Source organism: Dorea sp. AM10-31, assembly GCF_003435815.1.
Classification (GTDB): Bacteria; Bacillota; Clostridia; order Lachnospirales; family Lachnospiraceae; genus Dorea_D; species Dorea_D hominis.
Map to the genome: position 1 here is coordinate 42151 of NZ_QTUV01000009.1, position 25235 is coordinate 67385.

Sequence of the window (25235 nt, forward strand, 5' to 3'; positions counted from 1 at the left end):
GATGAGCGAGAAACTGCCTTTTTATATGGCATATCAAAATCAGCTGCCAATCGATACAGCCTGGGAGCGGGAAAACAGCCGGGATGTATCTTATATGAAGAGTATGTATCCGGCCGAAGTGAAAAAGATTCTGCCATATGTAGAGGCAGAATGCGACCGGCTGGAATATGACGTCAGTATGATTTATGATGAGTATCCGGATCGTTTGCAAATACAGATGATATGCGGTCGTGTTTATGCAAATGTGAAAGGTCAGATCGACTTTGCAGATAAGCAGAAGGATAAAACAGATGATCTTCCGACGAAAATGGAAGATGACTGGCTTCGTGAGCTGGTGTGGGTAATGACCTGTCAGGAGATATGCCGCCGAAGGCAGGAGCGGAGAAACTTTCAGAGAAAATATTATTTTCTGAATGAGAGTGTATCCTGAAGAGATAATTTATACAAAATAAGAACCGGAGGAATAAAAGGATTTCCGGTTCTTATTTTTTATGGTAAAGTATCCGTTGGCAGATCAGGCAGAGCGGTATTGGTAGAATTGGTCAGAAAATGATAAAAAATGAGTTCGAATCTTGTAAAGGCAGTAGATCCTGAAGCAAGAAGTGGACGAAAAAGGAATCTTATGTTAAAATGGATAGGATTAAAATGTAATAAGTATCAAAAGATTTCAAACAAATACAGACTAAAGGATGAAAAATATGAAGAATATCGTATTTATCGGAATGCCGGCATCGGGGAAAAGCACAGTCGGTGTTGTTGTTGCTAAGAGACTGGGATATAAGTTTGTAGATACAGATCTGGTAATCCAGGAAGTGGAGAAGCGTTTGCTTAAAGAGATTATTGCAGAAGAAGGAAATGAAGGTTTCTTACGGATTGAAGACCGGGTGAATGCGGAGATTCAGGAAGAGCGTGCTGTTATCTCGCCGGGAGGAAGTGTTGTATATTGCGAGAATGCAATGAGGCATTACAAAGAGACCGGAACGATCGTATATTTACATACGTCGTATGAGACAATAAATAACAGACTCCATAATGCTAAAAACAGAGGTGTTGTGTTAAAAGACGGTCAGACATTAAAAGATCTGTATGAGGAGCGTAGCGCATTATTTGAACGGTATGCAGATCTCACGATCAGTGAGGAAGGACGGGATCTGGAAGAGACAATCGAGGAAGTTCTTCGTGTGCTTGAAAACGGATTAAATGTTACAAAATAATTACATAAAATTAAAAAATATTTTACAAATGTTGGATTTGTGCTATAATAGCAAAGACTCAGGAAGTGGGAGTCTTCCTGTTTTAGATTTTTAAGAGAACAAAATGGGCATAACTGCTATATCCAATATGCTTATATCATAGACAGCAATATTATATAGAGGTGTGGTTAATGGAACAGTATATTATTAAAGGTGGCCATCCGTTAGTCGGAGAGGTCGAAATAGGGGGAGCGAAGAACGCGGCACTTGCGATTCTTGCGGCTGCGATCATGACAGATGAGACAGTTAAGATTGATAATCTTCCGGATGTCAACGATATTAATGTATTACTGGACGCAATTGCCGGAATCGGAGCGACAGTGAACAGAATTGACCGTCATACTGTGACGATCAACGGAAGAGGCATTCATGATTTCAGTATAGAATATGATTATATTAAAAAGATCCGTGCATCTTACTATTTACTTGGCGCGATGCTCGGAAAGTACAAACATGCGGAAGTGGCACTGCCGGGAGGATGTAATATCGGAAGCAGACCGATTGACCAGCATCTGAAAGGTTTCCGTGCACTGGGCGCAGAAGTAGAGATTGAATATGGTAAGATCATGGCAGAAGCTGAGAAGCTTGTTGGTAAACATATTTATTTTGATGTTGTCAGTGTAGGCGCTACGATCAATGTAATGATGACGGCTGCGATGGCAGACGGTCTTACAATTATGGAGAATGTGGCTAAAGAGCCACACGTTGTAGACGTGGCAAACTTCCTGAACAGCATGGGAGCGAATATTCGTGGTGCAGGAACAGATGTGATCAAGATTCGTGGAGTCAGACAGCTTCACAGTACAGAGTATTCGGTTATTCCGGATCAGATTGAGGCCGGAACATTTATGTTTGCGGCAGCGGCAACCAGAGGAGATGTGACAGTATTGAATGTCATTCCGAAGCATTTGGAAGCTACGATTGCCAAGCTGGAAGAGATTGGCTGTGAGGTAGAAGAATTTGACGATGCAGTGCGTGTTGTATCCAAGGGAGATCTTACAAGTACACATGTGAAGACACTTCCATATCCTGGATTTCCAACGGATATGCAGCCACAGATTGGTGTGACGCTTGCACTTTGCAAGGGAACAAGCACAATTACAGAGAGTATTTTTGAAAATCGTTTCAAATATCTGGACGAACTTGCCAGAATGGGAGCGAATGTCAAAGTGGAAGGCAACTCAGCAACTATCGAAGGTGTTGAGAAGTTCAGCGGAGCAAGAGTGAGTGCACCGGATCTCCGCGCAGGAGCTGCACTTTGTATTGCAGGACTTGCAACAGAAGGCATTACAATTGTAGATGATATTGTATATATCCAAAGAGGATATGAGAGATTCGAAGAGAAGCTCAGAGGTCTTGGCGGTGTCATCGAAAAAGTAGAAACTGAGAAAGAAATTCAGAAATTCAAATTAAAAGTTGGATAAATCAGTTGACAAGAACAGTTAAAACGTGTAAAGTCTTATAGGGTAACAAAGAAAATAATAAATATTGCTAACTTTCTCTTATTCAGAGCAGTGGAGGTACAAAGGATCTGTGAAGCTGCGGCAACCCCCATCATGGGAAGGTGCCAACCTGAGCGAGTAATCGAACAATAAGAAGATTGATATATGAGAATATAAACAGTCCACTTGTTGTGGACTGTTTTTTTCGCATTGTGGATGATTATGTGGATAACATAAAAAGGGACAGGTCTTTTTTAAAAGGGGACGGGGATTTTCTGGAAAATCCCCGTCCCCGGGAGAAAGTAGAAGGGAGAATGACATGGAAAAAAGATTATTTACATCCGAGTCCGTTACAGAAGGACATCCGGATAAAATGTGCGACCAGATTTCAGACGCGATTCTTGATGCACTGATGGAACAGGATCCGATGAGCCGTGTGGCTTGTGAGACAACAACAACGACAGGTATGGTTCTCGTTATGGGTGAGATTACTACAAATGCTTATGTTGATATTCAGAAAATCGTACGCGATACAGTAAAAGAGATTGGCTATACAAGAGGAAAATTTGGATTTGACGCAGAGACATGTGGTGTGATCACAGCAATTGACGAGCAGTCTGGAGATATCGCTCTTGGAGTTGATAAAGCGTTGGAAGCAAAAGAGCATACAATGGACGATGATGAGATTGATGCGATCGGAGCCGGCGACCAGGGTATGATGTTCGGATACGCAACGGATGAGACTCCGGAACTGATGCCATATCCGATTTCTCTGGCGCATAAACTGGCAAGAAAACTTACAGAAGTAAGGAAGAACGGAACGCTTTCTTATCTGAGACCGGATGGAAAGACACAGGTTACAGTAGAATATGATGAAAATGATGTTCCGAAACGTCTGGATGCAGTTGTCTTATCTACACAGCACGATCCGGATGTGACACAGGAGCAGATTCACGAAGATATTAAGAAATATGTATTTGACACAGTACTTCCGGCAGAGATGGTAGACGAGAATACAAAATTCTTTATCAACCCGACAGGACGTTTTGTTATCGGTGGACCACACGGAGACAGTGGACTGACAGGACGCAAGATCATTGTAGATACTTACGGTGGAATGGCACGTCACGGCGGCGGAGCTTTCTCAGGTAAAGACTGCACAAAGGTAGACCGTTCAGCAGCGTACGCAGCACGTTACGTTGCGAAAAATATTGTTGCAGCAGGACTTGCCAAGAAATGTGAAATCCAGCTTTCTTACGCAATCGGAGTTGCTCATCCGACTTCCATTATGGTAGATACATTTGGAACCGGTAAAGTATCTGATGAAAAACTGGTTGAGATCATCCGCGAGAACTTTGATCTCCGCCCGGCAGGAATTATCAAAATGCTGGATTTGAGAAGACCAATTTACAAGCAGACAGCAGCTTACGGACACTTTGGACGTACAGACATCGACCTCTCCTGGGAAAAGACAGATAAGGTGGATGTACTGAAAGCATATTTATAAAATTTTTAGAAATGTTTACAGGCGCTTTGATGTGAAGCGCCTTTTTTCATGCTATACTTGAGTCTGGAGGTGTTCCTATGAAAATAAGAACAAGACTTGTGATAGCATTTTTAACGATTACGCTGATTCCGATTATATTGACAACAACTATGGGAATAGTCCTGTGCAGACATCAGATCAGCTCAATCGAAAAGACATATGGAGTTACTGATACAACCTGGGAGAGCTTATCAAATTCTATGCAGGTATTGTCAAAAGTAACTGAGAAGCCGTATGAAGAACTAAAGAAGATTATTGCCGAAGATCCGGAAGAGATGGGCGATGCGACCAGACTTGAGAAAGTAAATAAAAAACTGGAAAAGAATAAAGCCTATCTGCTTGTGCGAAAAGGAAATACCATTGTTTACATTGGTACAGACAGTGGGGAAACAAAATATGTGATCCGTCAGCTTCCGAAGTATGGTGAGGCAGATGCCGATGCGAAAAATGGACTTTATCTGGGTGGCAATGCTCAGGTACTGATCAAGCAGATTGATTTTAAATATCGAAGCGGAGAAAAAGGAAGCGCATTTATCGTTACAGACATGAAGAACGTTATACCAGAAGTGGAGGAGCTTTTTGTAGACTTGATCTGTGTGGTTGTTATTGTTTTAATCGCAACGGCATTTATTTTGCTCATGTGGATCTACCGCGGAATCATGCGTCCGTTGTCAAAGATGAAGAGGGCAGCTTATAATATCAAAGAAGGTAATCTGGATTTTGAGATCAAACCGGAGTCTGATGATGAGCTCGGCCAGCTCTGCAGTGATCTGGAAGATATGCGTAAGCGGTTAAAGGACAGTGCAGAAGAGAAGATTCAGTTTGACAAGGAGAACAAAGAGCTGATCAGTAATATCTCCCATGACCTTAAGACACCGGTGACAGCAATCAAAGGATATGCAGAAGGAATCATGGACGGAGTAGCGGATACACCGGAGAAAATGGACAAATATATCCGCACGATCTATAATAAAGCGAATGAGATGAATACACTGATCAATGAGTTGACATTGTATTCCAAGATTGACACAAACCGTATTCCATATAACTTCAATATTATATCTGTAAATGATTATTTCACAGATTGTGCAGAAGATTTGTCGCTGGAACTGGAGTCAAAAAATGTAGAATTTGGATATTTTAATTATGTAGATCCAGAAGTGAAAGTGATTGCAGACGCGGAACAGATCAAGCGTGTTGTGCATAATATTGTAAATAATTCGTTGAAATATATGGATAAAAGAAAACCGATCATCAACCTTCGTGTAAAAGATGTCGGTGACTTTATTCAGGTTGAACTGGAAGATAACGGCAAAGGAATTGCAGCCAAGGATCTGCCAAATATTTTCGACCGTTTTTACAGAACGGATGCTTCGAGAAATTCGTCCAAAGGCGGAAGCGGTATCGGGCTTTCTATTGTTAAGAAGATTGTGGAAGAGCATGGTGGTAAGATTTGGGCAACCAGCAGAGAAGACACAGGAACAACGATGTATTTTGTTTTGAGAAAATATCAGGAGGTACCATTGAATGAGTAAGATTTTAATAGTTGAAGACGAAGAGACGATTGCAGATCTGGAGAAAGACTATCTGGAACTGAGCGGATTTGAAGTGGAAGTTGCAAATGATGGAGACAGTGGACTTGAGAAAGCACTTCAGGAAGAATATGATCTTCTGATTCTTGATCTGATGCTTCCGGGGGTAGATGGATTTGAAATCTGTCGGAAGGTCAGAGATGAGAAGAACACACCAATCATTATGGTATCAGCAAAAAAAGATGATATTGATAAGATTCGTGGACTGGGATTGGGAGCGGATGATTATATGACAAAGCCGTTCAGCCCGAGCGAGTTGGTGGCACGTGTGAAAGCACATCTTGCAAGATATGATCGGTTGATCGGAAGCGCGGCAGAAAAAAATAAAGTGATCGAGATCCGAGGACTTAAGATTGACACGACTGCAAGAAGAGTATGGGTAAATGGAGAAGAGAGAACATTTACAACAAAAGAATTTGATCTGTTGTCATTTCTTGCGGCACACCCGAATCATGTGTATTCCAAAGATGAACTGTTCCAGAAAATCTGGGATATGGAATCTGTCGGTGACATCGCAACTGTAACCGTGCATATTAAGAAAATCCGTGAAAAGATCGAGATGGACACATCCAACCCTCAGTATATCGAGACAATCTGGGGTGTCGGATACCGTTTCAAAGTATAACAATTATTGTGAAAAAGGTGAAGTAAAAAGCGATTTGCAGGCACCATAATCAGGGGTGCTTCAATATTATAGTTATTAAGGGACAGAGAGAATGATTACAAGTACAGCAAACGGAAAAGTTAAAAGACTGATTAATTTAAAAAAGAAGAGAAAATTAAGAGATGAAGAACATGTATTTCTTGTGGAAGGCATCCGGATGTTCCGGGAAGTGCCGGTGGATGAATTACAGGAAGTATATGTATCTGAATCTTTTTATAAAAAAGAAAAAGTGCTGGTAAATGCGATTGCAGGGCAAGCCGGAGTGCACATAGAAGTGCTGACGGATACTGTATTTGCACATGCATCGGATACAAAGACACCACAGGGTGTTCTCTGTGTCGTGCGACAGAAATCCTATAAGCTGGAGGATCTGTTAAAAGGCGAAAAGAGGCATCTGCTAGTGCTGGATAATTTGCAGGATCCAGGAAATATGGGTACGATCGTGCGGACTGCAGAAGGCGCAGGTGTAACAGGTGTGATCATGAGCCGTGACTGTGTGGATATTTACAATCCGAAAACAATCCGTTCAACGATGGGTTCTATTTACCGGATGCCGTTTTATTATGCGGAAGATATCCTGAAGGCAATCCGCAAGATCAAAGATGCCGGGATTAAAGTATACGCGGCGCATCTGGACGGGGAGAAGTCTTATGATGAAGAAGATTATGCTTTCTCCTGTGCATTCCTGATTGGAAATGAGGGGAACGGGCTGCGTGAAGAAACCTCGAAAATGGCAGATCACTATATCATTATTCCAATGAGCGGAGAGGTGGAGTCGTTAAATGCCGCAATAGCCGCTTCGGTATTGATGTTTGAAGTGAAGAGACAGAGAAGAAATACAGAGAAAAATTCATAAAATCATAAGGAAGTCAGTAGACAGTAAGAATTGCGTTATCGGAGAAAATATAGTAAGATAATGATACCAGAGACAAAAAGTCCGGCATCCACATGAGTTTACTCATAAGTGGATGCAAGACTTTTGGGCTCGCCCCGATATGAGCATAAAAGAGGGATGTCAATCCCACGATATGCGAATATCGGGCAGATTGAGGGAGTGCGAAGCACGGAGCAAAGTGAGGAATATTTATGCAGACTGTATACTGGCTTATATTATTTGTAATATTATTAATTATCGAGATCTTGACTATGGGACTTACGACAATCTGGTTTGCCGGCGGAGCGCTGGTGGCATTTGTGAGCGGAGTGATCGGCTTCGGTCTGCCTGTGCAGGTTGTTGCATTTCTCATAGTTTCTGTTATATTACTGGTGCTTACAAGACCACTTGCCGTGAAGTATTTTAATAAAGAGCGGCAGAAGACGAACGCTGAGAGTCTTATTGGGGAACAGGCACTGGTGACAGAAGATATTGATACACTGCAGGCAGCAGGACATGTAGAAATCCGTGGACAGGAATGGTCGGCAAAGACAGACGAACCGGATGGAAAGATCGCAAAAGATACGATCGTTGTAGTGGAAGGTATCCAAGGTGTGAAGCTTATTGTCAGAGAGAGAAGAAAAGAGGAGGAGTAAAGATGATGGCACTAAATACGATTTTTTTAGCAATATTAATATTGATTGTTGTGATGCTTATTATATCCTGTGTGAAGATTGTCAGACAGGCAGAGGCACTTGTAATCGAAAGACTGGGGGCTTATCAGGCAACATGGAGTACGGGACTTCATTTTAAAGTTCCGATTTTTGACCGTGTGGCAAGACGTGTTGATCTGAAAGAACAGGTTGTAGATTTTGCGCCACAGCCGGTTATTACAAAAGATAATGTAACAATGCGGATCGATACAGTTGTGTTTTATCAGATCACAGATCCGAAGATGTTCTGTTATGGAGTTGCCAATCCGATCATGGCAATTGAGAATCTGACAGCAACGACACTTCGTAATATTATCGGTGATCTGGAACTTGACCAAACATTGACTTCCAGAGAGACGATCAATACGAAGATGCGTGCTTCCCTGGATGTGGCAACAGATCCATGGGGAATTAAAGTAAATCGTGTAGAGCTGAAAAATATCATACCACCTGCAGCTATTCAGGACGCAATGGAGAAACAGATGAAAGCAGAGCGTGAGAGACGTGAAGCAATCCTGCGTGCAGAAGGTGAGAAGAAGTCAACAATTCTGGTAGCAGAAGGTCATAAAGAATCGGCAATCCTTGATGCGGAAGCAGAGAAACAGGCAGCAATCCTGAAAGCAGAGGCACAGAAGGAAGCAATGATCCGTGAAGCAGAAGGTGAAGCAGAAGCAATCTTAAAGGTGCAGCAGGCGAATGCAGACGGTATTCGTTTCCTGAAAGAAGCAGGAGCAGATGAAGCCGTGCTGACAATGAAGAGCCTGGAAGCATTTGAGAAGGCAGCGGACGGAAAAGCAACCAAGATTATTATTCCATCCGAGATCCAGGGCATGGCAGGACTGGTGAAGTCCATGACAGAGATTGGTGGAAAAGATAAATAAAATAAACAACGGCCAAAAAGGCTGACTGGACAATAAGGAAAGAAGGACACGAAGGATGAACCTAAAAGGCAGACATTTTTTAACACTGAAAGATTTTACAAAGGAAGAGATTACCTACATGCTGGATCTGGCAGCAGATCTGAAAGATAAGAAGAAAAAAGGAATTCCGGTAGATAAATACAGAGGCATGAATGTTGCGCTTATTTTTGAAAAGACAAGTACAAGAACCAGATGTTCTTTTGAAGTGGCGGCACATGACATGGGAATGGGAACCACTTATCTGGATCCAAGTGGATCCCAGATTGGCAAGAAAGAGAGTATTGAAGATACAGCAAGAGTACTCGGAAGAATGTTTGATGGTATCGAATATCGTGGATTCGGTCAGGAACGTGTAGAAGAACTGGCAAAACATGCAGGTGTGCCGGTATGGAATGGCCTGACAAATGAGTATCATCCGACACAGATGCTGGCAGATCTGCTGACGATCCGTGAGCATTTTGGAACACTGGAGAATATCCATCTTGTATACATGGGCGATGCAAGGTATAACATGGGTAACTCTCTGATGATTGCGTGTGCGAAGATGGGAATGCATTTTACAGCATGTACTTCTGAAAAATATTTCCCGGATGCAGAGCTTGTTGAAACATGCAGAGGCTATGCAAAAGAAAGCGGCGGAACCATTACTTTGACAGAGGATGTAAAAGCCGGAACCAAAGGTGCAGATGTTATTTATACAGACGTGTGGGTATCTATGGGTGAACCGGATGAAGTATGGGCAGAGAGAATCAAAGAACTGTCACCATATAAAGTTACGAAGGAAGTAATGGATAATGCCGGAGAGAAAGCAATCTTCCTGCACTGCCTGCCTGCATTCCATGATCTGAAGACCAAAATCGGTAAAGAAATCTATGAAAAATACGGTCTTACAGATATGGAAGTAACAGATGAAGTATTTGAATCTTCACAGTCCAAGGTATTCGATGAGGCAGAGAACCGTATGCATACGATCAAAGCGGTTATGGTTGCAACACTTGGTGAGAGATAGAAAGTCGGAGCGATAAGATGAAAGCAGAGATTTTACGACTGCTGAAAGAGAGCAGCTCTTATATATCCGGGCAGCAGCTTTGTGATCATTTTCAGGTGTCAAGGACTGCAGTCTGGAAAGTAATGGAACAGTTAAAAAAAGAAGGTTACACAATTGAGGCGGTACGCAATAAAGGCTACCGCCTTCTGGATAGTCCGGATGTTTTGTCAAAAGCAGAAATTGAAAGTCTGGTTACGACAAAATGGGCGGGCAGACAGGTTGTTTACTACGACGAGACGGATTCCACGAATAATCAGGCGAAAGCGGCGGGTGAGAAAGGTGAAGTACACGGTACACTGTTTGTCGCAGATCGACAGACTGCCGGTAAAGGAAGACGCGGACGCGGCTGGGAGTCACCGTCTGGGAACAGTGTTTCCATGACTATTTTATTAAGACCGGAGATACCTCCGGTGAAAGCACCGATGCTGACACTTGTAATGGCGCTTGCGGTAGCAGATGGAATCAGGGATGCGCTTGGTGTGGATGCGGGAATCAAGTGGCCGAATGACATCGTACTGAATAAGAAGAAAATCTGCGGAATCCTGACGGAGATGAGTACGGAAATTGATTATATCAATTATGTTGTGATCGGAGTCGGGATCAACGTCAATCAGGAAACATTTCCGGATGAGATCAAAGAGACGGCAACATCTTTGAAGGTGGAGACGGGTAAGCCTGTAAAGCGTGCCGGAGTTATTGCGACGGTTATGGAAAGATTTGAACAATATTATGAACAGTTTGTGCAGCGGGAAGATTTGTCCGGAATCCGGGAGGCATATGAAGCGTGTCTGGTTAATCGTGACCGGGATGTGCGGGTATTGGATCCGGCGGGAGCATATGAAGCACACGCAAAAGGAATTAACGATACCGGTGAGCTGATCGTAGTTCTGCCGGATGGCACTGAGCGTGAAATCTATGCCGGAGAAGTGTCTGTGCGAGGAATCTACGGATATGTATAGACAGCCGGGACAAACTGTTGTAAAATAGCGGAGGTATTATGTACGAAGAGAAAATCGTCCTTTGTGGGGCAAATTCTTATGAAGAAAAATATTATCTGAATCCTGATTTTTCAGGACTACCGGATCATATCAAAGACGAACTGAAAATCATGTGTGTGTTATATGTACACGACGTAGGTGGCATACTGACACTGGTCTATGAAGAAAACGGAGAGCTGTGTTTTGAAGTGACATCTGAAGAGGGAGATCCGATGTTTGATGATATTGGAAGCCAGTTGAAAATCAAACAGCTTCAGAGAGAAAAACAGGAATTACTGCAGTCGTTGCAGTTATATTACAAAGTGTTCTTCCTGGGAGAAGAGCTGTAGGAGGAAAATATGTTATTAGTTATAGATGCGGGAAATACAAACATTACACTCGGCATTTTTTCGGAAGACAAGATCTCCGGTACTTTCCGTATGAAGGCAAAACAGCCGCGTACATCAGATGAATATGGAATCACATTGCGTGAATTGGTGGAAAGACATGGAATTGAAGGCGAACAGATTACAGACGTAATTATCGCCTCTGTAGTTCCGGATATCATGCATTCTTTAGGAAGCGCAATTATTAAATATTTTGGCGTAAAACCGATGGTCGTTTCAGCAGGAATTAAGACCGGAATCCGTATCGTTACAGAGAATCCGAGACAGGTAGGGGCTGATCGTATCGTGGATGCGGTTGCAGCATATACATTATTTGGAGGACCTGTTATAGTTGTAGATTTTGGAACAGCGACAACGTATGATATTGTCGGAGCAGATGGCACATTTGAAGCAGGTGTGATTGCTCCGGGAATCCGCACTTCCGCGCAGGCATTGTGGGGTGAGGCAGATATGCTGCCGGCGATCGAGATTAAGAAACCGGCATCTATTTTGGCGAAAGAGACGATTTCGGCAATGCAGGGCGGTCTGGTCTACGGACAGATCGGACAGACAGAATATATCATCAATCAGTTGAAAAAAGAGTCTGGTTATGAGAATGCAAAAGTCGTTGCGACCGGAGGACTTGGAAAAATCATTGCTGCAGAGACAGATACGATTGATGTGTATGATCCTCAGCTGACTTTAAAAGGACTTCATATTATTTATCAAAAGAACAGGAAACGTTAAGCATGAAGATTGGAGAAGTAAAGCTTGAAAATCCATATATCCTCGCACCAATGGCGGGGGTTACAGACCTGCCCTTCCGTTTGCTCTGCAAAGAGCAGGGGGCAGGGCTTTTATGTATGGAGATGATCAGTGCAAAAGCACTGCAATATAAGAATAAAAATACAAAGACTTTATTGGCGATTCATCCGGAAGAATATCCGGTTTCATTGCAACTGTTCGGATCGGAGCCGGATATCATCAGTGAGATCGCGAAAATGATCGAACCACTTCCATTTCAGATCCTGGATATCAATATGGGCTGCCCGGTACCGAAGATCGTGAAGAACGGAGAAGGTTCTGCACTTATGTTAAGACCGGAGCTTGTCTATGAGATTGTGTCAAAGACGGCAAAAGCAATAAAGAAACCTGTGACAGTGAAGATCAGAAAAGGATTTGACGATGCGCATATTAATGCAGTGGAGATTGCAAAAGTTGCAGAAGAAGCAGGAGCAAAAGCAGTAGCCGTACATGGAAGAACAAGAGAGCAGTATTATTCCGGAAAAGCAGACTGGGATATTATAAGACAGGTTAAAGCAGCAGTGTCTATTCCGGTTATCGGAAACGGTGATGTGACAACCGGAGAGCAGGCAATCCGGATGCGGGAAGAAACCGGCTGTGATGGCGTAATGATCGGACGAGGCGCCCAGGGAAATCCATGGATTTTCAGAGAACTTCTGGAATACGAAAAGACTGGAAAACTGCCGGAACGTCCTTCGCCGGAAGTGATTCGCGAGACAATGCTAAGACATGCGAGACTTCAGATGGAGTACAAGGGTGACTTTATTGGTATCCGCGAGATGCGAAAACACGTTGCTTGGTATACGAAAGGAATGAAAGGCTCATCCAAATTAAGAGATGAAATCAACCGGACAGAATCTTACGAAGAATTGGAAGCACTTCTTTATGAGAAGATCAAATAATGATAGCTACTTTATTACACCGCATTGATAGTGTGGTAAATATATACAAAAATCCTCCTGAAAATTATTGCTTTTCAAAGCGATTGTTTAAAAATTAACAAATATGTTAAAAAAATACCAAAAGTAATTGACAAAATATTAACGAGCATGTATAGTATGAAACATAGAAAGAAATCACATATACCATTTACAGGAGGATCAGAAGATGGCAAAGAAAAAAGAGACAGTACCAACATTCATTGATAGCGTGGAAACTCTTGAAGCAAAAATGAAAGCGATGAGAGAAGCACAGAAGATCTTTGCTACATACACGCAGGAACAAGTTGATAAGATTTTCTTCGAAGCAGCAATGGCAGCCAATAAGATGCGTATCCCTCTTGCGAAACAGGCAGTCGAAGAAACAGGTCGTGGAATCGTTGAAGATAAGGTTATTAAAAACCATTACGCAGCAGAATATATTTATAACGCATACAAGAATACAAAAACCTGTGGCGTGATCGAAGAAGATAAAGCATATGGAATTAAGAAGATTGCAGAACCAATCGGACTGGTTGCGGCAGTTATTCCTACAACAAACCCGACATCAACAGCAATTTTCAAAACACTGATCTGCTTGAAGACAAGAAATGCAATCATCATTAGTCCACATCCGGCAGCTAAGGCATCTACAATTGCAGCAGCAAAAGTTGTTCTGGATGCGGCAGTGAAAGCAGGAGCACCGGAAGGAATCATCGGATGGATCGATACACCTTCACTGGAGCTGACGAATACCGTTATGAGAGATGCAGATATTATTCTTGCAACCGGCGGACCTGGAATGGTAAAAGCAGCATATTCTTCCGGTAAACCGGCACTCGGAGTTGGAGCTGGTAATACACCGGTTATTATTGATGACACAGCAGATGTGAGGATGGCAGTAAACTCCATCATTCATTCTAAGACATTTGATAATGGTATGATCTGTGCATCTGAGCAGTCTGTAACTGTACTGGACAGCATTTATGATGAAGTAAAGAAAGAATTTGCATACCGTGGATGTTATTTCCTGAAACCAGGCGAAGAGCTTGATAAAGTTCGTAAGACAATCATCATCAACGGCGCATTGAACAATAAGATCCCTGGAAAGTCTGCTTACGAGATTGCAAAACTGGCAGGTGTAAAAGTTCCGGAAAATACAAAGATCCTGATCGGTGAAGTAGAATCCGTTGATATTTCAGAAGAATTTGCACACGAGAAATTATCTCCGGTACTCGCAATGTACAGAGCAAAGACATTTGATGAGGCACTTGGAAAAGCAGCTCAGCTTGTAGCTGACGGTGGATATGGACATACAGCTTCTTTATATGTGCATCCGGCACAGACAGAAAAGATTGCAAAGCATGCAGCAGCAATGAAGACATGCCGAATCCTTATTAATACACCATCTTCACACGGTGGAATCGGTGATCTGTACAACTTCAAACTTGCTCCGTCTCTCACACTTGGATGTGGTTCATGGGGTGGAAACTCTGTATCAGAGAACGTAGGCGTAAAACATTTGATCAACATTAAGACGGTAGCTGAGAGGAGAGAGAACATGCTGTGGTTCAGAACACCTGAGAAAGTATACTTTAAGAAAGGCTGTATGCCGGTAGCACTGGATGAACTTGGAACCGTAATGCATAAGAAAAAGGCATTTATCGTAACCGACAGCTTCTTATATAAAAATGGATATGTAAAACCGATTGAAGAGAAACTGGATGAGATGGGAATTCAGCACACATGCTTCTATGAAGTAGCACCGGATCCGACATTACAGTGTGCACAGAAAGGTGCAGACCAGATGCGCGCATTTGAGCCGGATACAATCATCGCACTCGGTGGTGGATCTGCAATGGATGCCGGAAAGATTATGTGGGTGATGTATGAACATCCGGAAGCAAACTTTGAAGACATGGCAATGGATTTCATGGATATCCGTAAGAGAGTATTTACATTCCCGAAAATGGGAGAGAAGGCATATTTCGTAGCAATTCCTACATCTTCAGGAACAGGATCTGAGGTGACACCTTTCGCGATCATCACAGATGCAGAGACTGGTGTAAAATGGCCGATTGCTGACTACGAACTGCTTCCGAATATGGCAATCGTAGATGTTGACAATGCAATGACAGCCCCAAAAGGACTGACAAGTGCATCCGGTATTGATGTTATGACACATGCGATCGAGGCATATGTATCTATCATGGCAACAGATTACACGGATGGTCTTGCTATGAAAGCAGTGAAAATGGTATTTGAAAACCTGCCATCTGCTTATGAAAACGGAGCAAATGATCCGATTGCAAGAGAACATATGGCAAATGCTTCCTGCATGGCTGGTATGGCATTTGCAAATGCATTCCTTGGACTGAACCACTCAATGGCTCATAAATTAGGAGCGTTCCACCATCTGCCACATGGTGTTGCAAACGCAGTTATTTTAACAGAAGTTATGCGATATAATGCAGCAGAAGTACCGACAAAGATGGGAACATTTTCTCAGTACCAGTATCCACACGCACTTGCCCGCTATGCAGAGCTTGGACGTTTCGCAGGATGCCAGGGAAATACAGATGAAGAAGTATTTGAAAACTTCCTTGCAAAACTGGAAGTACTCAAAGAGAAGATCGGTATCAAGAAGACGATCAAAGACTATGGTATCGATGAGAAATACTTCCTTGATACATTAGATGAGATGACAGAGCAGGCATTTAACGATCAGTGTACAGCAGCTAACCCAAGATATCCACTGATGAAAGAAATCAAAGAAATGTATCTGAAATGCTACTATGGTAAATAAAACTGTAGTAAATAAGAACAAATAACGGTAGTCAGCCGGGATGTGAATTTTGTATGTGATTTCTATAAAATTCATATTCCGGCTTTCTTTACTTTTCAAGGTCGTGCTGTGTTGCTATAATTGACATATACCTGCCGCTGACCGGAGCGTCAGTTTCAACTGTAAGGCTGAGGGACAGCGCCAATTTTATGGCAGAAAGTCAACGCCGGTGAAGTCCTTTACATCCGTTGCCGTTCCTGGCAGGAGGCGACTTCTTATGAACTATCTGTAAAGAAAACAGAGAAGAAGCTGGATACCACAAATTATGAGCACGCCAAAGCTGTGCGCAGTACAACAAAGGTGAGTCGGGATGTAAATTTTGTATGTGATTTCTATAAAATTTACATCTTGACTTTCTTTTTTTGATATGTTATAAATATGACATACATGGTGTGTAACTGAGTAAGCAGGCATTAACTGTGCATAAGTATTTTGATATTTATGTAGGGGTAATGTCTTTTTTTTGCTGTATATATGATACTTTGTTTTTCTTGCATAAACCTCTCTGAAAAGATGCCCACTCGCGCGAAGCGGGGAATTCTCCTATATAAATGTTAAAAACGGATACACTATAACAAGAAACTAAAGGAGAAGAAAAACTATGAAAGACAAAATTTTCGGAGTTTTGCAGAGAGTAGGAAGATCCTTCATGCTTCCGATCGCAATTCTTCCGGTAGCGGGACTGCTGCTCGGGCTTGGTGGATCGTTTACCAATGAAACAATGTTGAAAACGTATGGACTGATGAAGATTATGGGACCGGGTACGGTGCTGAACTTGATCCTGCAGGTTATGAGTGCAGCTGGAAATATTATTTTCACGAATCTGCCGGTGATTTTTGCAATGGGTGTTGCAATCGGTATGGCAAAGAAAGAGAAAGAAGTTGCAGCACTTGCATCTGTAATCTCATTTTTTATCATGCACGCTTCCATCGGGGCGCTGATTACGGCAAACGGTGGAGCAGACGCGATGTTAGAAGGAGCAGTTGCAGATGTATGTGGAATCACTTCCCTGCAGATGGGTGTGTTCGGTGGAATTATCGTAGGGCTTGGAGTTGCGGCGCTGCATAACCGCTTTTATAAGATCGAACTTCCGCAGGTGTTATCATTCTTTGGCGGAACGAGATTTGTACCGATCATTTCCGGTCTGGTCTATGTAGGAGTCGGAATTTTAATGTTCTTTGTATGGCCGGTGATCCAGTCTGGTATTTACCACATCGGAGATCTTGTTTTGAAATCCGGATATGCAGGAACATGGGTTTACGGATTTATGGAGCGTCTGCTGATCCCGTTTGGATTGCATCACGTATTCTACCTTCCATTCTGGCAGACCGGTGTAGGCGGAACATTAGAGGTGGCTGGAAAAACTATCGAAGGTGCGCAGAATATTTTCTTTGCACAGCTTGCAGATCCGTCTGTAAAACATTTTGCAGTATCTGCAACAAGATTTATGAGTGGAAAATTCCCGCTTATGATCTTTGGATTGCCGGGAGCCGCGCTTGCAATGTATAAGACAGCAAAACCGGAAAAGAAGAAAGCAGTTGCAGGTTTATTATTATCCGCAGCATTGACTTCTATGTTGACAGGAATTACAGAGCCATTGGAATTTACATTCTTATTTGTCGCACCGGTGCTGTATGGAATTCACTGCGTATTCGCAGGACTTGCTTATATGCTGATGCACGTCTTTAAAGTCGGTGTTGGAATGACATTCTCCGGTGGACTGATCGATATGTTCCTGTTTGGAATTTTACAGGGAAATGAAAAGACAAACTGGATCTGGATCGTGATCGTCGGAGTTGGATATTTTATCGTTTATTATTTCTTGTTTAGTTTCCTAATCAAGAAAATGGATTTGAAAACACCGGGACGTGACGATGTGGAAGAAGTAAAGCTTTATACGAGAGCAGATGTCAACGCAAGAAAAGAAGGTGCAGCAGCAAATCCAGAGGATGCAGTATCAGAAGGAATTCTTGTAGGACTTGGTGGAAAGAAAAATATTTCTGACGTAGACTGCTGTGCGACAAGACTTCGCTGCACAGTTTATAAACCGGAGCTTGTACAGGATAGCATTTTGAAAGCGACAGGAGCTTCCGGAGTGGTTCATAAAGGAAATGGAGTGCAGATCATTTACGGACCGAAAGTTACAGTGATCAAGTCAAACTTTGAAGACTATTTAGAAACAGCACCGGACGAAGAAATCGTTCCGCAGGCAGAAGAAGTTGCTGTAACAAAAGAAGAAAATACAACTGCAGAAAATGAAACAAAAGAAGTAAAAGAGACAATTATCGTGTCCAGTCCGATCACAGGTCTGGCAGCCGACCTGTCTACTGCACCGGATGAAGGATTTGCCGGACGCATGATGGGAGATGGAGCAGTTGTGACACCGGAAAATGCACAGATTGTTGCGCCGGAGGACGGAGAAGTCGTGTTTGTATTTGATACGAAACATGCAATTGGATTTTTAACTGACAGTGGCTTATCTTTATTGCTTCATATCGGAATTGATACAGTAAGCCTGAACGGTGAAGGCTTCCAGGTATTTGTAGAAAATGGACAGAAAGTGAAAAAGGGCGAAAAACTGATGGAAATTGATATTGATTTTCTGAAAGCACATGCCCCGTCTCTGTGTTCGCCGGTCCTTTGTACAGAACTGGAAGACAGTGATAAAGTAAGACTTCTGGCAGAAGGCGAGATCAAAGCAGGAGAACCATTATTTGCAATAGACAGATATTAAGAAACCCGTTGGAGGATCCAACATTATATAAAGAAAAATGAAAAAAGGAGATTAAACAAATGAAAGAATTTATGTACACAGTAAAAGACGAACAGGGAATCCATGCAAGACCGGCAGGAATGCTTGCGAAAGAGGCAAAAAAATACGAAAGTAAGATTACGATTTACAAAGATGAAAAATCTGCAGAAGTTACAAGATTGATGGCTTTAATGGCACTGGGAATCAAATGCGGACAGGAAGTACGTGTGACAGCAGAAGGACCGGATGAAGAAGCGGCAGCAGATGGAATCAAAGCATTTTTGGAGGCAAATCTGTAAAAGTTTGCAGAATGCAAAAGAGTGGAAAATATCGTTGAGGTAAAAACTATGGCACAGGAATATAAAGGAAAACCGGTATTCAAGGGCATTGCCCTTGGACCGGTTACAGTCCTTAAAAAACAGGATGTACAGGTAAAAAGAGAAAAAGCAGGGGATCCGGAATCGGAGATTAAAAAAGTAGAAGAAGCAGTTGAGACATCGAAAGAACAGCTTCAGCATTTATATGAAAAAGCATTAAGTGAGGTTGGTGAAGCGAGTGCGGCAATTTTTGAAGTGCATCAGATGATGCTGGAAGATGAAGATTATCAGGATGCCATCCGCAATATGATCCGTACAGAAAGAGTCAGTGCTTCTTATGCCGTCGCAGTGACAGGTGATAATTTTGCAGAGATGTTTGCGGCAATGGATGATGATTACATGCAAGCAAGAGCTGCGGATGTCAAAGATATTTCTAATCGTCTGGTTGAGAATTTAAATGGAAACAGCATAGGAATGGAAGCAGGAGAGGAAGCATCTATTATTGTTGCAGATGATCTTACGCCGAGTGAGACCGTGCAGTTGGATAAGGAGAAAATTCTTGGATTTGTAACTGTACATGGCTCTTCCAATTCCCATACGGCAATTCTTGCGAGAATGATGAATATTCCGGCAATGATCGGAACAGAAATGGATCTGGATAAACTGGAAAATGGAATGACCGCTGTCCTGGATGCGTTTGCAGGAACATTTATCACAGAGCCGACAGAAGAACAGTGTGCGGCTGCAAAGGAAAAGATGCAGGAGGAAGAGGAAAAAGAAGCACTTCTGCAAAAATACAAAGGAAAAGAAACCTGTACGAAAAATGGAAAAAAAGTACATCTGTATGCAAATATCGGAAACGTGGGCGATATTCCTTCCGTACTGGAAAATGATGCAGAAGGTGTGGGCCTGTTCCGGAGTGAGTTTTTGTATCTGGGAAGAGAAGATTTTCCGACGGAGGAAGAGCAGTTTCGTGCATACCGTCAGGTATTACAGACAATGGCGGGAAAGAAAGTGATTATCCGTACACTGGACATTGGAGCAGATAAACAGGTGGATTATTTTGGACTGGGTGAAGAAGAAAACCCGGCAATGGGATATCGTGCCATCCGTATCTGCCTGAAACAGCCGGAAATCTTCAAAACACAGCTTCGTGCACTTCTTCGCGCAGCGGTATATGGGAACTTGTCTGTGATGTATCCAATGATTACATCGGAAGAGGAAGTTGCCAAAATCCAGAAAATTGTAAAAGAAGTAGAAAACGAATTGACAAAAAAGGGAGTTCCATATCAGATTCCGGAACAGGGAATTATGATTGAAACACCGGCAGCAGTGATGGTCAGCGACGAACTGGCGCAGATGGTTGATTTCTTCAGTATCGGAACGAATGATCTGACGCAGTATACGATGGCAATCGACCGTCAGAATGCAAAGCTGGATGATTTTTATAATGCCCATCACAAGGCAATTATCCGTATGATCCGAATGGTGACAGAAAATGCGCACAAACATGGAAAATGGGTTGGAATCTGCGGTGAGCTTGGCGCAGATCTGGAATTGACGGATACTTTTATGGAAATTGGCGTGGATGAACTTTCCGTAGCACCGTCTATGGTGTTAAAACTTCGAAAACAGATTTGTGAATATGAAGGATATATGTTAGACTAGGAATAGTGAAGGAAATCTGTCAAAGGCAGATAAAGGTGGGGAAAACATGTATCGTATTAGCAAAGTGTTAAATCACAATGGTGTGATCGTAATTGACCTGAATGATCAGAAAGAATATGTTCTACTCGGGAAGGGAGCAGGATTTGGAAGAAAAATCGGTGAACGGATGGAGAAACCGGAAACCTGCACCGTTTATTCCCTGCAGGAAACATCTTCTAAAGGTGACGCGGCAGATTTGATCAAAAGTGTAGCACCGGAGTATTTTCAGATGGCGAATCAGATCCTGAATGCAGCGGAGGAACAATTTGGAAAAGTAGACAGAAGTATTTTATTCCCGATGGCAGATCATATTGCATTTGCTGTAGAGCGAATTAAACGCGGTGAGCAGATATCGAATCCATTGACGGAAGATATACAGGCTTTATTTTACAGTGAATTTAAGATTGCCTGCATGCTGAAAGAGATGCTGAAAAAGGAAAAAAATATAGAGATCGATGATGATGAAGTCGGTTATGTGGCGCTTCATATTCATTTTGCGTTGGAAGAGGAGTCGGTTTCTGTTTCGATGCAAATGGCGAGAGCTGTGCGAGAGTGTGTATCCCTGATTGAAGAAAAGAAAGGTATCCATATTAATATTATTTCACTGAGTTATAACCGTCTTATGAATCATGTCAAATATATGGTGGCAAGAGCGCTTAACGGAGAATCTTTGAAAATTAACATGAATGATTATGTAGAGTATAAGTTTCCAGAATCCTATGCACTGGCGAAGACTGTCTGTGAGCATATGAGCAAGGCACTCCGGGTAACTCTGGAAGATATGGAGATCGGTTATCTTGCCATGCACATTGAGCGTGTGAGCATGGGTGAGGAATCATAATATAGGAATAATAAAAAGCAGAAGGCAGCCTGTCCGGTGGGCAGGAAGTCCTTCTGCTTTTTGTTATCTCGTCTCTGTTGCCATAGCAGCCGGAGAAAAGTGTCGGTGGCAGGAACTGTGGTGTGCTTGACAAACACAGGCAGGGATAGTAAGATTCATATGGATTAACAGAATGAAAATGGTCGTCTGTACAGATGCAGGAAAATACAGAAGCCCGAACAGATTTTGCAGTGGCTTATTATATTTTTCAAGGAACATGCGGTGAGATTCCGCCACAGACTTTATCCCTACTGTAATCAGGACGAAAGCGTCAGATCCATTGAGAACGAGAGGTTCTTGAGAAGGGACGTGAGTAGGTTGGAACTGCGAGACAGGATACAGGTATCTGGAGATCATAAAAGAGAAGTCCGGAGGCATGAAGACGGAGGCTTATTTTTTATACTTATTTATAATAGTTTATAACAGGTTAGAAGGTCTGATTCTGAATGAGTTTGTTTGTAAGCAGAGGAGGCAGAAATATTGGGGATAAAAAGTAAGAACAAGGTGGAAAAATGATAAAAATAAAACAGAAATTGTGGAAAATCACAGCGATATTGAGCGTTTGTCTGCTGCTGGTAGGATGTGCACAGGAGACACCGGACAGAGCCGGATCTTCAAAGACCAGTGAAGAAAAGATGGACGTATCTGTGGAAATCCGTTGTGATACGGCGATTAAAAAGGGTCTGACAAAACAGAAAAAGTGGAAAGGTGTGCTGCCGAAAGATGGCTGCATGCTGAAAAAGGAAAAAATGCAGGTGAAGAAGGGCAGTTCCGTATTTGATCTGCTCTGCGAAGTGCAGGATGCCAAAGGAATACAGATGGAATATTCCGGCGGCAAAAAGACAGCCTATATTCAGGGAATCGGCAACCTGTATGAACAGGACGGTGGACGTTGGAGCGGTTGGATGTACAGTGTGAACGGCAAATATGCAAAAGTAAGCTGTGGTGAATATACATTAAAAGATGGCGATGAAGTGCAATGGAATTACAGTTGTGATCTTGGTGCTGATCTGAAAGGAACCGATAAAGAGAAAGCAAAAGAGTGGAAGGAAAAGAATGAGTAGTTTTGAAGAATTACACCCGGCATGTTTATTTTCATATTTCGTGGCAGTGATGATACTGTTTTTTCTCTGCCATCATCCGCTGGCAATGGTGCTGGCGTGTGCATGTGCACTGTTTTTTCTATATAATATAGAAGGAAGACGTGCATTTTCGTGGTGTAAATGGATGCTTCCAGTCGTGCTTTTTATAGCGGTTGTCAATCCGCTTCTGAATCACAGAGGTGTGACACGGTTATTCAAACTTGGAAATCAATGGATCACACTGGAAGCGTTTGGGTATGGTTTGACATCGGGCTTGTCGATGGCGGCGATTATTTTATGGTTTGCCTGTTATCAGAAAGTGATGACAAATGATAAATTTCTTTATCTTTTTGGGAAAATTGCTCCATCCAGCGCACTCCTTATTACAATGGCATGGAATTATATCCCGGATCTGACTAAAAAAATGAAAAAGATCCGTGACAGTCAGAAGATGTTAAAAGGAACGGAAGAAGAGCGTGGGTGGAAACAGATACTTTCACGGACAAAGGACGCACTGCAGACAGTTACGGTACTGCTTGGGTGGAGCCTGGAAAATGTAGTGGAGCAGGCGGATTCTATGAAAGCAAGAGGTTACGGACTGCGAAAAAGAACAACATTTCATCTGTTCCGGTTTGAACAAAAAGATATTTTCTTTTCAGGCATAGTGGGTGTAATCGTGATTTTTTGTTTCGTACTTCGGGGCATGGGATGTATGACGATGGAATTTTACCCGCAGATACAAAGTGGAGGAAGCAAAAAAGCAAATATTTTGTTTCTTGTTTTATTTTTGATACTTCTCGGAATCCCGGGACTGATACAATGGAAGGAAGAAAAAGCATGGAACTCTTACGATTTGAAGGGGTAGGTTTTACTTATCCGGAAGCGGAACAAAAAGCGTTAGATGAACTTACCTTTTCGATGGGAGAAGGAGAGTTTCTTGTTGTGTGCGGGGCATCTGGGTGTGGAAAGACAACACTTCTGCGGATGGCGAAGCCACAGATGCAGCCGGCAGGAAAATTTGCAGGAAATATTTATTATAAGAATAAGCCATTGCAGGAGTTTGACGAACAGATCAGTGCATTTCGCATTGGGTATGTGCAGCAGAATCCGGACAATCAGATCGTGACGGATACGGTGTGGCATGAATTGGCATTTGGACTGGAAAATGCGGCATTGCCGGTACAGACGATCCGCCGGCGTGTGAGTGAGATGGCGAGCTTTTTCGGCATGGAGACATTGTTTCACAGAAAGACAGGCGAATTGTCCGGTGGACAGAAGCAGATGTTAAATCTTGCCTCTGTGATGGTGATGAATCCGGAACTTCTGCTCCTGGACGAGCCGACCAGTATGCTGGATCCTCTGGCGGCATCTAATTTATTGCAGATGGTTCACAAGATCAATCGGGAGCTGGGTGTTGCGGTACTTTTGTGCGAACACCGGCTGGAAGAAGTATTTCTGATGGCAGACCGTGTCCTTCTGATGGAAAATGGAAAGAAAAAAGCACTGAAAACACCGCAGAAGCTGGCAGAGATGCTGAGCTTTTCAATGGAAGAGGAGAACGATGAGCATACATCAAGAATCTATGAAGGACTTCCGGCAGCAGTACGGATATTTAAGGAATTAAAGAAAAGAGGAATCTATGACAGTGGGAAGCCGTTGCCACTTACAATCCGGGATGGCAGACTTGCTCTGACGGAGGTGCTGACTGACAGATGTAATAGACAGTCTGATATGAAATATAACGGAACAAGAAAAGCAGATAAAAAAGATTCACACATCGTCCTGCGTGCGAAGGAAGTCTGGTTCCGGTATGAGAGAAGCGGAGTGGACATTTTAAGGAGTCTGGATCTGTCTTTATATAAAGGAGAAATGTTTGCTCTTCTTGGCGGGAACGGAGCCGGGAAAAGCACATTATTAAAAATACTGACCGGAATTATAAAAGAGCGGCGAGGCAGAGTAATCCGGGAAAAGGGAGAACGTATTGCCATGCTCCCGCAAAGTCCGCAAGTACTTTTCCAGTATGATACTGTATGGGAAGAACTTCTGGAAAGTGCCGGACAGGATGTAGAACGTGCGAAAGAAATGGCAGAATTTCTGGAGCTTTCAGATAAGATTTCCATGCATCCATATGACTTAAGCGGAGGTGAGATGCAGAGGGCGGCACTTGGAAAGTTACTGCTTCTGGATGCGAAGATACTGCTTCTGGATGAGCCAACAAAAGGTCTGGATGCATATCTTAAGAAGAAACTTGCAGGCTTACTGAAGAAACTGACACGGGGTGGCATTGCGATTCTCCTTGTAACACACGATCTGGAATTTGCGGCAGCTTATGCCGATCGATGCGGTTTATTGTTTGACGGTCAGGTGATCTCCGAAGGAGAGCCGCACGCATTTTTTGCGGGAAACCGTTTCTACACAACAGCGGCAAACCAGATTGCCGGGAATGAAATTCCGGAGGCGATTACGTGCGAGGAAGTTGTAAGGGCAGTCTTGTAATTACCAGTAAAGAAATAAAA

General features: G+C 42.8%; 22 protein-coding genes and 2 riboswitches. All 22 genes read left to right on the forward strand.

Translation table 11 applies throughout. The features are described 5' to 3' along the window. Window position 1 precedes the first annotated feature (1 nt). The 22 genes from DW125_RS12115 to DW125_RS12220 all read left to right on the forward strand — a co-directional run bounded on the left by DW125_RS12115 (window position 2) and on the right by DW125_RS12220 (window position 25215). A complete protein-coding gene (locus DW125_RS12115) occupies window positions 2–430 on the forward strand; it encodes a hypothetical protein (protein ID WP_021860225.1) in 429 nt (142 codons plus the stop codon). A 268-nt stretch (window positions 431–698) separates the two neighbouring features. Then, window positions 699–1214 (forward strand): shikimate kinase, encoded by a 516-nt coding sequence (locus DW125_RS12120; RefSeq protein ID WP_117538309.1) that lies wholly within the window; start codon window positions 699–701, stop codon window positions 1212–1214. A gap of 170 nt (window positions 1215–1384) precedes the next feature. After that, window positions 1385–2677, forward strand: a complete 1293-nt coding sequence (locus DW125_RS12125) for a UDP-N-acetylglucosamine 1-carboxyvinyltransferase (protein ID WP_117538310.1) — start codon at window positions 1385–1387, stop codon at window positions 2675–2677. Window positions 2678–2752: 75 nt separating this feature from the next. Further along, window positions 2753–2851, forward strand: a riboswitch (SAM riboswitch). Window positions 2852–3014: 163 nt separating this feature from the next. Then, the gene (metK, locus tag DW125_RS12130; protein ID WP_117538311.1) at window positions 3015–4202 is read left to right on the forward strand and encodes a methionine adenosyltransferase; all 1188 of its coding nucleotides are present in this window, start codon (window positions 3015–3017) and stop codon (window positions 4200–4202) included. A gap of 77 nt (window positions 4203–4279) precedes the next feature. Beyond that, window positions 4280–5776: a HAMP domain-containing sensor histidine kinase gene (locus DW125_RS12135; RefSeq protein WP_021860221.1), complete on the forward strand. Its 1497-nt coding sequence runs from the start codon at window positions 4280–4282 to the stop codon at window positions 5774–5776. Then, window positions 5769–6458, forward strand: a complete 690-nt coding sequence (locus tag DW125_RS12140; RefSeq protein WP_117538312.1) for a response regulator transcription factor — start codon at window positions 5769–5771, stop codon at window positions 6456–6458. Before DW125_RS12135 ends, DW125_RS12140 begins: the two co-directional genes overlap by 8 nt. A gap of 91 nt (window positions 6459–6549) precedes the next feature. Then, window positions 6550–7353 carry a TrmH family RNA methyltransferase gene (locus tag DW125_RS12145; RefSeq protein ID WP_021860219.1) on the forward strand — a complete coding sequence of 268 codons (804 nt, stop codon included), beginning with the start codon at window positions 6550–6552 and terminating at the stop codon, window positions 7351–7353. A gap of 230 nt (window positions 7354–7583) precedes the next feature. Continuing rightward, on the forward strand, window positions 7584–8027 hold the full coding sequence (locus DW125_RS12150) for an NfeD family protein (RefSeq protein ID WP_021860218.1): 444 nt from the start codon (window positions 7584–7586) through the stop codon (window positions 8025–8027). Window positions 8028–8032: 5 nt separating this feature from the next. After that, complete coding sequence (locus DW125_RS12155; RefSeq protein WP_442873176.1) at window positions 8033–8965, forward strand: SPFH domain-containing protein; 933 nt, start codon at window positions 8033–8035, stop codon at window positions 8963–8965. A gap of 55 nt (window positions 8966–9020) precedes the next feature. Continuing rightward, window positions 9021–10013: an ornithine carbamoyltransferase gene (gene argF, locus DW125_RS12160; protein ID WP_021860216.1), complete on the forward strand. Its 993-nt coding sequence runs from the start codon at window positions 9021–9023 to the stop codon at window positions 10011–10013. A 17-nt stretch (window positions 10014–10030) separates the two neighbouring features. Next, window positions 10031–11011: a biotin--[acetyl-CoA-carboxylase] ligase gene (locus DW125_RS12165; protein ID WP_021860215.1), complete on the forward strand. Its 981-nt coding sequence runs from the start codon at window positions 10031–10033 to the stop codon at window positions 11009–11011. A 38-nt stretch (window positions 11012–11049) separates the two neighbouring features. Then, window positions 11050–11379 carry a DUF6145 family protein gene (locus DW125_RS12170; RefSeq protein ID WP_021860214.1) on the forward strand — a complete coding sequence of 110 codons (330 nt, stop codon included), beginning with the start codon at window positions 11050–11052 and terminating at the stop codon, window positions 11377–11379. Window positions 11380–11388: 9 nt separating this feature from the next. After that, on the forward strand, window positions 11389–12162 hold the full coding sequence (locus tag DW125_RS12175; RefSeq protein WP_021860213.1) for a type III pantothenate kinase: 774 nt from the start codon (window positions 11389–11391) through the stop codon (window positions 12160–12162). Window positions 12163–12164: 2 nt separating this feature from the next. Continuing rightward, window positions 12165–13121 (forward strand): tRNA dihydrouridine synthase DusB, encoded by a 957-nt coding sequence (gene dusB / locus DW125_RS12180; RefSeq protein ID WP_117538314.1) that lies wholly within the window; start codon window positions 12165–12167, stop codon window positions 13119–13121. Between the two features lie 205 nt (window positions 13122–13326). Beyond that, the gene (adhE, locus tag DW125_RS12185; protein ID WP_117538315.1) at window positions 13327–15942 is read left to right on the forward strand and encodes a bifunctional acetaldehyde-CoA/alcohol dehydrogenase; all 2616 of its coding nucleotides are present in this window, start codon (window positions 13327–13329) and stop codon (window positions 15940–15942) included. 640 nt (window positions 15943–16582) lie between these two features. Continuing rightward, a complete protein-coding gene (locus DW125_RS12190; RefSeq protein ID WP_117538316.1) occupies window positions 16583–18715 on the forward strand; it encodes a PTS transporter subunit IIABC in 2133 nt (710 codons plus the stop codon). Between the two features lie 59 nt (window positions 18716–18774). Continuing rightward, on the forward strand, window positions 18775–19032 hold the full coding sequence (locus tag DW125_RS12195) for an HPr family phosphocarrier protein (protein WP_021860209.1): 258 nt from the start codon (window positions 18775–18777) through the stop codon (window positions 19030–19032). A gap of 48 nt (window positions 19033–19080) precedes the next feature. Further along, complete coding sequence (ptsP, locus tag DW125_RS12200; RefSeq protein WP_117538337.1) at window positions 19081–20718, forward strand: phosphoenolpyruvate--protein phosphotransferase; 1638 nt, start codon at window positions 19081–19083, stop codon at window positions 20716–20718. Between the two features lie 46 nt (window positions 20719–20764). After that, window positions 20765–21598 carry a PRD domain-containing protein gene (locus DW125_RS12205; RefSeq protein WP_117538317.1) on the forward strand — a complete coding sequence of 278 codons (834 nt, stop codon included), beginning with the start codon at window positions 20765–20767 and terminating at the stop codon, window positions 21596–21598. 215 nt (window positions 21599–21813) lie between these two features. Continuing rightward, window positions 21814–21998, forward strand: a riboswitch (cobalamin riboswitch). Between the two features lie 151 nt (window positions 21999–22149). Beyond that, a complete protein-coding gene (locus tag DW125_RS12210; protein ID WP_117538318.1) occupies window positions 22150–22701 on the forward strand; it encodes a DUF4430 domain-containing protein in 552 nt (183 codons plus the stop codon). Next, window positions 22694–23584, forward strand: coding sequence for an energy-coupling factor transporter transmembrane component T (locus DW125_RS12215; RefSeq protein ID WP_117538319.1), 891 nt, complete (start codon window positions 22694–22696; stop codon window positions 23582–23584). Before DW125_RS12210 ends, DW125_RS12215 begins: the two co-directional genes overlap by 8 nt. After that, window positions 23557–25215 (forward strand): ABC transporter ATP-binding protein, encoded by a 1659-nt coding sequence (locus DW125_RS12220; protein WP_117538320.1) that lies wholly within the window; start codon window positions 23557–23559, stop codon window positions 25213–25215. The genes DW125_RS12215 and DW125_RS12220 overlap by 28 nt, the downstream gene beginning before the upstream one ends. Window positions 25216–25235 lie beyond the last annotated feature (20 nt).